The organism is Vasconcelosia minhoensis LEGE 07310, assembly GCF_015207255.1.
Taxonomy (GTDB): Bacteria; Cyanobacteriota; Cyanobacteriia; order Phormidesmidales; family Phormidesmidaceae; genus Vasconcelosia; species Vasconcelosia minhoensis.
In genome coordinates, this window is record NZ_JADEXG010000009.1 from 102,681 (window position 1) to 111,918 (window position 9,238).

Sequence of the window (9,238 nt, forward strand, 5' to 3'; positions counted from 1 at the left end):
AGCCTAATAAAACGGCGTCTACCTTTTATCCTAATAACGAAGCTCACTCATTCCCCCGCCGACGTTCGCATGACTAGCCGTATCATCGAGCCCGACCCGACCTTTCCCTCCCTCGAAAAAGCGCTCAAGCATTTCTTTGGCTATGACCAGTTCCGCCATCAGCAGCGGGCCGTGATCGAGCGCAGCCTGAAGGGCAAAGACGCCCTCGTGGTGATGCCAACCGGCGGCGGCAAATCTCTCTGCTACCAGCTTCCAGCTTTGCTGCGAATTGGGGTGACAGTGGTCGTCTCGCCGCTGATTGCGCTGATGCAGGATCAGGTCACCGCCCTTCAGGATAACGGCATCGCCGCCACCTTTTTGAACAGTACGCTACCGCCGCAGGTGCAGCGACAGCGTGAGCAGCAGCTCCTCTCCGGCGATATCAGGCTGCTCTATGTCGCCCCGGAGCGGCTGTTTAACCCCGGTTTTACGGCCCTGCTCGAACGGCTCGCCCAGCAGGTGGGCATCAGCACCTTTGCGATCGACGAGGCCCACTGCGTTTCGGAATGGGGCCACGACTTTCGCCCGGAATACCGCAAGCTGTTTCAGCTGCGGCAGCGCTATCCCCAAGTGCCGATCATCGCCCTGACAGCTACCGCCACCGACCGCGTTCGCCAGGACATTGTGCAGCAGCTGCGGCTGAATGACCCTGAGGTCTACGTCTCTAGCTTCAACCGGCAAAACCTTTACTACGAGGTTAAACCCAAGCAGGGCAAGCGCACCTATAGCGAGCTGCTGGCCCAGGTAAAAACGCTGCTGGCCAATCAGGGCTCGGGCATTATCTACTGCCTTAGCCGCAAGCGGGTCGATGAGATTGCCTTTCGCCTTAGTCAGGACGGGATCTCGGCGCTGCCCTATCACGCAGGGCTTTCAGACGCGGACCGGAGTACAAATCAGGAGCGCTTTATCCGCGATGACGTGCAGGTGATGGTGGCGACCATCGCTTTCGGCATGGGGATTAACAAGCCCGACGTCCGCTTCGTCATCCACTATGACCTGCCGCGCAATCTCGAAGGCTACTATCAGGAATCGGGGCGGGCCGGGCGAGATGGTGAAGCCGCCCACTGCACGGTCTATTTTGGCTATGGCGACGTGGCCACTGTGGAGTTTTTAATCGGCCAGAAGCCCGACCCGGCGGAGCAGCGGATTGCCCGGCAACAGCTGCGGCAGATCATCAACTATGCCGAAAGCGCCGTCTGCCGCCGCAAGATTCAGCTGGGCTACTTTGGCGAAGCTTTTGCGGGCGACTGTGGCAACTGCGATAACTGTCTGCATCCGGCCCCGATTGAAGACTGGACGATCGAGGCTCAGAAGTTTCTCTCCTGCGTGGCGCGCTGCCGGGAGCGCTTTGGCATGACCCACATCATCGACGTGCTCAGGGGCTCGCAGAAAAAGCGCGTGATGGAACTTAGCCACGATCGGCTCTCGACCTACGGCATTGGCAAAGATCGGACGGTCGAAGAATGGCGATCGCTAGCCCGCTCTCTGCTCCATCAAAACCTGCTAGAAGAGACTACAGACGGCTATCCCGTGCTCAAGCTCAACCCGGGCAGCTGGCAGGTGCTGAAAAAGCAAATCGCGGTGAATATCGCGGTGCCCAAACGGGCCGCCGCTTCATCACCCGCAGCAGACGAGCCGGAAGCCGCGCTGGAAGGGGAGGCGCTATTGCTGATGAGCCGCCTGCGCAACCTGCGAAAGCGACTAGCCGACGAGCAGTCCGTACCGCCCTATGTCGTCTTCGGCGACTCCAGCCTAAAGCAGATGGCCCGCAGTCGTCCGCTGTCTCAGAACTCGTTTGCCCAGATTTCTGGCGTTGGCAGCCGCAAGCTGGCCCAGTATGGTGAAATATTTGTGGCCGAAATTCAGAAATTCTGTGATGAGTATGGTCTAGCAGAAGCAGCTGGTTCTGCTCCCGCTGTCGCACCAGTCGCTTCGCCCACCGTCGCCGATACCCATCTGACAACCCTAAAGCTGCATCAGCAAAACCTTTCTCCGGCAGAAATTGCCATCGAGCGTGGGCTCCGGCTCGGTACCGTGCTGGGTCACCTGGCCAAGCTGCTAGAAGCTCGCTGCGAAGTGGACGTGGACCGACTGGTGCCGCCCGAGCGGCAGGTTCCGATTCGGGACGCGATCGCAGCCGTTGGACCGCATTCGCTGCGGGCGATTCGCGACCAGCTCAGCGAGACGTTTGACTATAACGAAATTCGCTTAGTTCGCTCCGCCTGGGAGGCAGAGCAGACCGTAGAAATCTGAACCTTATTCTCGTAATTTCACATCGGGTAATCAGAAGCAAAGTCCGATTATTAAGCTTTCCAGACATCGAGGGTGGCAGGGGAGTTTTGCTCTGGTACTGTATACAGTATTCATTGCCAGCTCAATCGTGAGGCTGTTTGGTTTCGCGATCGCACCTCCGCTCCGTAAATTCCTATGCGCCGATCCTCCACTCCCCGTTTTCTATCAGCCCCGCTCAAGCAGCTCTGTTTTGGTCTCCTGGCCGCCGCTATTCCCCTCAGCCTGGCCGCCTGTTCGGGCGAATCTCCTAAAGCGTCCGACTCAGGGGCTTCGACCGGCACCCCTCAGGAAGGCGGCTCGCTGGTCTGGGCGCGCTACGGTGACGCCGACTCGCTGGATCCGCACCGAACAACCACGACCCTTTCCTGGCAGGTGTTTGACCAGATTTACGACACCCTGCTGGCGTTCGATGATAACGGCGAAGTTGTGCCCAACCTGGCCGAGGAATGGACCGTCAGCGAAGACGGTTTAGAAGCGACCTTTGTGCTCAATCCTGACATTGTCTGCCACGACGGCACCCCCTTCGACGCCAACGATGTGAAATACACCGCCGAGCGCGCCATCAGCGAAGACAATCCCAGCGTCACCAAGGGCGCTTGGGGGCCAATTGAAACGGTCGAAGTCGTCGATCCGCAGACGGTAAAATTTCAGTTTTCACAGCCGTTTGGGGCATTTGTCTCGTTTATGGCCGATCCCTTCTCCAGCCAGATCTGCGACAGCGCGGCCGAGCTCGGCGATGCCTTTGGCGTCAGCGAAGCCATTGGTACCGGCCCCTGGAAGCTGGTGAGCTGGACTAAAGGGGACGAGATTGTCCTGGAGAAAAATGCCGACTATCAAAACTTTGGCCGCCCCATTTCCAACCCCGGCGCGCCTTACCTCGACCAGCTGGTGATTAAACAAATTCCGGAGCCCCAGACCCGACTGGCCGGGCTGGAGACGGGCGAGCTGCACGTGATTGCTGAGCCGCCTCTAGAAGAGCTCGACGCAATTGAGTCGGACCATTCGCTGGAGAACTACATCGCGACTAAGACTGGCCAGAACGTCTTTTTTGAATTCACCGTGTCCCGCCCGCCGTTTGACGACAAGCGGGCGCGGCAGGCCGTGGCCTATGCGGTTGACCCAGAGCAGGCGATTGATATTGTCTTTGGCGATGTGGTGAAGCGAGAGCGCTGCCCGGTGGCTCGCGGCGTCATGGGGAATGACCAGGACTTCTGCGCCCAGCACGGCTACGACTATGACCCCGAGAAGGCTCAGGAACTGCTGGCGGAGTTGGGCTACGGCCCCGACCAGCCGCTGGAAGTCACCCTGATGACCTGGGTGGGCGGCAATCGCGAAAAGATGGTGCAGGTGTTTCAAAATCAGCTGGCCCAGGTCGGCATTCAGGCCGATATTGAGACAATGGACATCGGCACGCTCAATGCCCGGGTCAAGCAGGAAAATGAGACCAAGACTGGCGAAAGCACCTTCGACATGATGGGCTGGGCCTGGTACGACCCCGACATTCTGCACCAGCTCTGGGCCTCGCCTGGGGCCTACAGCGGCTACCAAAGTCCCGAGCTCGACGCCCTGCTGGAGAAAACCCGCACTACGGTCAACTCAGACGAACGCCTGGAAGCGGTCAAAGAAGCGGAGAAATATCTGCTCGAAAACGCCGTCCATGTCCCCCTCTATACGCCGGGCTGGCTATGGATCTATACGGCTCGCGATGAGGTCAACGGCTTTAAAATTGGGCCATTCGATCGACCCCTGTTTAACGACGTGAAGCTGAGTTCCTGAGCCCTGCCGGATGACCCGCTATATTCTCAAGCGCATTCTTAGCGGTATCTTTACCATCTGGGTGACGACGATCGCGGTGACGCTGCTGATTCACCTGGTGCCCGGTGACCCAGTACAGATTATGTATGCCCAGTCGCAGTCCACCACGCCGGAGCAGCTAGAGCAGATTCGCCATCAGCTGGGGTTGGATCGGCCCATATATGAACAGTACCTGATGTATATGAGTCGGCTGCTCCAGGGCGACTTTGGCACCACCATTCGCGGCCGTCAGCCGGTGCTAGAGCTGCTGCTGGGACGGCTGCCGAATACGCTGCTGCTGGCCTTCGCTAGCCTGGTCATTACCATTCTGGTTGGGGTTACTGCCGGATTCTTTGCGGCTCACAAGCGCGGCACCTGGGTCGATACCACGCTGATGACGGGCGCGATTTTGGGTATCTCAATTCCCAGCTTCTGGCTGGGGCTGATGCTGATGTATATTTTCTCGCTGCGGCTGGGCTGGCTGCCGGTTTCAGGCACTGACCTGAAAAATCTAATCCTCCCAGCGATGACGCTGGGCTTGGCGAATGCCGCCGCGGTTTCGCGGCTGACCCGCTCCTCGATGCTCGACGTGTTTACCCAGGACTATATCCGCACGGCCCGGGCTAAGGGGCTGGCAGAGCGGATGGTGCTGCTGCGCCACGCCTTTCGCAACGGTATGGTCAACGTGGTCAATATGCTAGGCCTCCAGTTCACCTACATGATGGGCGGCGCGATCGTGGTGGAAAACGTGTTCGCCTGGAACGGCATCGGTCGCCTGGCCATTCAGTCGATTTTTCAGCGGGACTATCCGACCATTCAGGGCTTTATCCTGATCTTCGCAGCAGTGGTGGTGACGGTCTCGATTATTTTAGATATCCTCTACGCCTGGATTGATCCCCGGATTACCTACAGCTAGCCATGGTTCCCCCTGCTACAACGGCCCAGCCGACAGCTCCGAGCCTGACCCAAACCTCCCTAAACAAAGCCCGCCGGTTCTTTAGTGCTCTGCTACGCAATCCAGGCTCCCGGATTGGTTTGTTTCTCTGTCTAGTGCTGGTATTCACCGCCCTATTCGCGCCCTTACTGGCTCCCCACAGCCCGACCGAGCTAGGGGTCGGCAGAGCCCTGACGCCGCCCAATGCCGAGTTTTGGTTTGGCACGGATGAATTTGGCCGTGATTTGCTCAGCCGAGTGATCTACGGCTCTCGGCTCACCCTCAAGGTTGGGCTGATCGCCGTCGGGATCTCGATGACGGTGGGCGTTTTAGTCGGTCTGGTAGCGGGCTATGCGGGTGGCTGGTTGGAAGCCATCCTGATGCGAACCGTGGACGTGCTGTTTTCGTTTACCGAGACACTGATTGCGCTGGCGGCGGTAGCCGTCCTGGGTCCCAGCCTGACCAATGCGATGATTGCGGTTGGGATCAGCTCGATTCCCTACTATGCGCGGATTACCTATGGCGCTGTCCTGGTGGAGAAAAATAAGGAATATTTCAAGGCGGCCCAGGCGCTGGGGGCGCAGCACGGACGGCTGCTGTTCCGCCATATTCTGCCGAATATTCTTTCGCCGATTATCGTCATCGCCACCGTCGGCGTGTCGATTGCCGTGCTGTCGGCCTCGGCTCTATCGTTTCTCGGCTTAGGAGCCCAGCCGCCCTCACCGGAATGGGGTGCAATCCTGGCGGCGGGCCGGGACTATTTTAAGACTGCACCCTGGATTACGACTTTTCCTGGGGTTGCGATCGCGCTCACCGTCCTGGGCTTCAACCTCCTGGGCGACGGCCTGCGAGAAGCCCTGGACCCGCAGCAGCGTCAGTAGAGGGCATCTCCTACAGCCGGGGGGCCATTCGCCAGGGCCGGTAGCCCGCCCGCAGACACTGGGTCAGGGCATCGTCAGCGGAGAGTTCGGCAGCATCGCCCAGATCGACCACGCAGGTGGCATAGCGCTCGGGCAGCAGGCTGACGCCACAGCGCTCTAGGGCAGGGGTCGCGTCCTCAAGCAAAAAGCCGTCATAGATGCTAACGGTGCAGTCAGCGACTGCTTCGGGACGGCGCGATCGCTCGCAGACTGCCAGCGCCTCAGTCGCAGCCAGACCGGTAAATTCGCTAACATCAATAGTACAGCTGCTCAAGGCTTCGGGATAGCGAGCCGAAGCGCAGGCAGCAGCGGCAAGCTCGGTTTCAATGTCGGCCTCCAGTAGGGCAGAGGTGCATTCAAAGAAGTCGTCTTCCGCCGCTGTAGCAGGCGCTGCCGTTAGCACTCCGCCGGTCAGGGCGCTGAGTAAATAAATCCCAATCGGTAGATGAGCAGGAGAAAACAGGCGATAAGCAGTCCAGATGGCATTTGACATAGCAAGCGGCAACGCGAAGATTGTTGAAGTTACAGAGTCTTAACCTGATGGCTAGACCTTAATGCTAGCCCCTGTTTGTGAGGTTTTCACGGCGCGGGCAGCGAGTCAACAGGTCTAGAGTGTTGCTTAATCTTAATCCTGATCTAATCTACAGTGAAAGGGTGGCTAAAAACGATACATCACACCGACGCAAGAGAAAAGGTATACCCATATGCATCTGAGTGAAATCACTCACCCCAACCAGTTGCATGGTCTTTCCATTCATCAGCTCGAGCAAATTGCCCGGCAGATCCGCGAAAAGCACCTAGAGACGGTCTCGACTAGCGGTGGACACCTGGGACCGGGGCTGGGGGTTGTAGAACTGACGCTAGGGCTGTATCAAACCCTAGATTTAGACCGCGATAAGGTGATTTGGGACGTCGGCCACCAGGCCTATCCCCACAAGCTGATTACGGGCCGCTACGACCGTTTTCATACGCTGCGACAGAAGGACGGTGTCGCGGGCTATCTCAAACGCTGTGAGAGCCGCTTTGACCATTTTGGCGCGGGCCATGCGTCAACCAGCATTTCTGCCGCTCTGGGCATGGCAATTGCCCGCGACCTGCGGGGCGAAAATTTCAAAGTCGCGGCCATTATTGGCGACGGAGCGCTGACCGGCGGTATGGCCCTGGAAGCAATCAACCACGCCGGCCATCTGCCCAATACCAATCTGCTGGTGGTGCTGAATGACAATGAAATGTCAATTTCGCCCAATGTCGGCGCCATTCCCCGCTATCTGAATAAAATGCGCCTGAGCCCACCGGTGCAGTTCCTCTCAGACAACCTGGAGGAGCAGTTTAAGCATCTGCCCTTTGTCGGCGAGTCACTCAAGCCCGAACTAAACCGGGTGAAAGAGGGGATGAAGCGGCTAGCGGTACCCAAAGTTGGGGCAGTGTTTGAGGAGCTGGGCTTTACCTACATGGGACCAGTAGACGGCCATAATTTAGCGGAGCTGATCGGCACCTTCCAGGAAGCCCACAAGCATGTGGGGCCGGTACTCGTCCATGTGGCGACGACTAAGGGCAAGGGCTATGCGATCGCGGAGAAAGACCAGGTCAGCTACCACGCTCAGAATCCCTTTACCTTGGCTACGGGCAAGAGCCTGCCCCCCAGCAAACCCAAGCCGCCGAAATACTCCAAGGTCTTCGCTGAAACGCTGATTAAGCTAGCCGAAGACAATCCCAAAATTATCGGCATTACCGCTGCGATGGCGACTGGGACCGGGCTGGAGAAGCTTCAGGCGAAGCTGCCTAAGCAGTACATCGACGTGGGGATTGCCGAGCAGCACGCCGTTACCCTGGCGGCGGGTCTGGCCTGTGAGGGCATGCGTCCGGTTGCGGCAATTTACTCTACCTTCCTCCAGCGGGCCTTCGACCAGATTGTCCACGATGTCTGCATTCAAAACCTGCCGGTTTTCTTCTGCCTCGACCGGGCCGGAATCGTCGGCGTAGACGGGCCGACGCACCAGGGCATGTACGACATCGCCTACCTACGCAGCCTGCCCAACATGGTGCTGATGGCCCCGAAAGATGAAGCCGAGCTGCAGCGAATGATTGTTACGGGGATTGACCATACCGACGGGCCGATTGCCGTTCGCTATCCCCGCGGCAGCGGCCATGGCGTGCCGCTGATGGAAGAAGGCTGGGAGCCACTGCCGATTGGCAAGGCTGAGCTGCTGCGCCAGGGCGACGACATTCTGCTGGTGGGCTACGGCACGATGGTCTATCCGGCCATGCAGACGGCTGAAATCCTCAGCGAGCATGGCGTCGAAGCCACCGTCATCAATGCCCGCTTTGCCAAGCCGCTAGATACGGAACTAATTTTGCCGCGAGCCCAGCAGCTAGGACGGGTAGTGACGCTAGAGGAAGGCTGTTTAATGGGGGGCTTTGGCTCAGCCCTAGCCGAGGCGCTGCTGGATGAAGGGATTCAGGTGCCGGTGCTGCGGCTCGGCGTCCCCGATGCCCTCGTCGATCACGCTGAGCCCAACCAGTCCAAGACGACCCTGGGACTGATGCCCGCCCAGATGGCAGAAAAAATTCTCCAGCGGTTTGAGCTGGAGCAGACCAGCCCAGAGCTGACCGTAGGCTAGCCCGATTTGGCCGTAGGTAGCTTTGGGTCGGCCAGCTTCGACTCGGTCAGCTTTGACCGTAATTTTGGCTGGGGCGATCGCGGCTCCGTCGGCAGCGGCGTCAGGCTAGCGGGCAGCCGCCCCACCGCTCGGCTCAAGGAGGCTCCCAATGACTCCCCCAGAGCGCTGCCCTGCGCCAGGTCAACCAGCACGCAGCCTGCCCCCAGCAGCAACCCCACTGTCCCTAAAGCAAATAGCCCTAAGGATAGCGGAATGAGTCCGTTGATCGGGAAGAGCGTCCGCAGCGCCAGCGCCAGCAGACTGGCGGTGAACAGCAGCAGCACGCAGTGTAGCATTACCATACCGCCGTGGGTCCAGCGGTAGCGCTGGACCAGCTGCTGCCGCTGCTGTCGGGTTTGCTTCAGCCCCGGTAGGCTTTTGTCAAGCGACTGCGAGCGGCTGAGCTGACGTCGTCGTAGCCGCTTCAGCTCAATGGCCAGAGCCTGCTGACGGGTCCAAGCGCCGCCCAGTAGAAGCGCTGACAGCAGCACCATGAGAATGGCGTTGAGGATGAGCAGGATAAGCTGGTTGGTTTGTTCGATGCTCATGGGTGGATGGGTGTGGGACAGAGAGTGATGGAGTGATGGGGTAAAGAGTGA

General features: G+C 59.0%; 7 protein-coding genes. 5 read left to right on the forward strand and 2 right to left on the reverse strand.

Annotation, left to right across the window (positions count from 1 at the left end; genetic code table 11):
* Window positions 1–69: 69 nt before the first annotated feature.
* The 4 genes from recQ (at window position 70) to nikC (ending at window position 5,940) form a co-directional block, all read left to right on the forward strand.
* Window positions 70–2,292, forward strand: a complete 2,223-nt coding sequence (gene recQ, locus IQ241_RS05970) for a DNA helicase RecQ (RefSeq protein WP_193905499.1) — start codon at window positions 70–72, stop codon at window positions 2,290–2,292.
* A 174-nt stretch (window positions 2,293–2,466) separates the two neighbouring features.
* Window positions 2,467–4,107: an ABC transporter substrate-binding protein gene (locus IQ241_RS05975; RefSeq protein ID WP_193905500.1), complete on the forward strand. Its 1,641-nt coding sequence runs from the start codon at window positions 2,467–2,469 to the stop codon at window positions 4,105–4,107.
* A 10-nt stretch (window positions 4,108–4,117) separates the two neighbouring features.
* Entirely contained in the window at window positions 4,118–5,041 is a 924-nt protein-coding gene (locus IQ241_RS05980; protein ID WP_193905501.1) for an ABC transporter permease, read from the forward strand.
* A gap of 2 nt (window positions 5,042–5,043) precedes the next feature.
* Entirely contained in the window at window positions 5,044–5,940 is an 897-nt protein-coding gene (gene nikC, locus IQ241_RS05985) for a nickel transporter permease (protein ID WP_193905502.1), read from the forward strand.
* A gap of 10 nt (window positions 5,941–5,950) precedes the next feature.
* On the opposite strand, the gene IQ241_RS05990 is transcribed toward nikC, so the two are convergent.
* Window positions 5,951–6,472 carry a hypothetical protein gene (locus IQ241_RS05990; protein ID WP_193905503.1) on the reverse strand — a complete coding sequence of 174 codons (522 nt, stop codon included), beginning with the start codon at window positions 6,470–6,472 and terminating at the stop codon, window positions 5,951–5,953.
* Between the two features lie 211 nt (window positions 6,473–6,683).
* Here IQ241_RS05990 and dxs point away from each other — a divergent pair, with 211 nt between their 5' ends.
* Window positions 6,684–8,600 carry a 1-deoxy-D-xylulose-5-phosphate synthase gene (gene dxs / locus IQ241_RS05995; protein WP_193905504.1) on the forward strand — a complete coding sequence of 639 codons (1,917 nt, stop codon included), beginning with the start codon at window positions 6,684–6,686 and terminating at the stop codon, window positions 8,598–8,600.
* Here the strand turns inward: dxs and IQ241_RS06000 are convergent.
* Window positions 8,597–9,238, reverse strand: a 642-nt coding sequence (locus IQ241_RS06000; RefSeq protein WP_228021424.1) for a DUF2721 domain-containing protein, incomplete at its 5' end; no start/stop codon positions are given. The genes dxs and IQ241_RS06000 overlap by 4 nt on opposite strands.